This is a genomic window from Mesorhizobium sp. M4B.F.Ca.ET.089.01.1.1, assembly GCF_004022605.1.
Taxonomy (GTDB): domain Bacteria; phylum Pseudomonadota; class Alphaproteobacteria; order Rhizobiales; family Rhizobiaceae; genus Mesorhizobium; species Mesorhizobium abyssinicae.
On record NZ_RZOS01001252.1, the window covers coordinates 1 to 562 of the forward strand.

Annotated in this window: 1 protein-coding gene; it reads left to right on the top strand. The window is 51.6% G+C overall.

All coding sequences use genetic code 11. The features are described 5' to 3' along the window. On the top strand, nucleotides 1-562 hold a 562-nt coding region (locus EN780_RS37015; protein ID WP_128276631.1), incomplete at both ends, for a DUF4231 domain-containing protein.

A 562-nucleotide genomic window follows, 5' to 3' on the forward strand; every position in this document is an offset into this window, starting at 1 on the left:
CTCCTTGGATTTGCGGCCATCAAAGGCCTATTTCGGAGTGTATGCTGCGGTGTTTCTTTGCTCAATGGGAATCCTCATATTTCGGTCGGTCACAAAGCCCGAGCAGGTCTGGTATCAAGCTAGAGCTTTGGCAGAGTCAGTAAAGACATTGACCTGGCGCTTTGCGATGCGAGCACAGCCGTTCGATGACACGCGTGCGGCCGACGCTAGAGCTGATTTTCGCAAGCTCATGGAAGGTATCCTTGATAGCAATCGTCACCTTGGCAGCGCGTTGAGCGGCACCGATTCAGCATCCCCTCAAACAACCGACGAAATGATGTCAATAAGGGAATCCCCGCTAAAAGAACGAAAAGAGCTATATCTGCAGAAACGAATTTGCGAGCAACGTAAGTGGTACGAGAAGAAAGCGCGCTCGAACAAGAGATCCGTAAAAATTTGGATGGGCCTTGGTGTCATTGCTTACGCTCTGGGGTTCTCTTTCATCGTAGTACGCATCGCTGACCCAGCGATACCAGGCTGGCCGACAGAGCCGTTAATCGTTATTGCCGCCTCGCTTATCGGG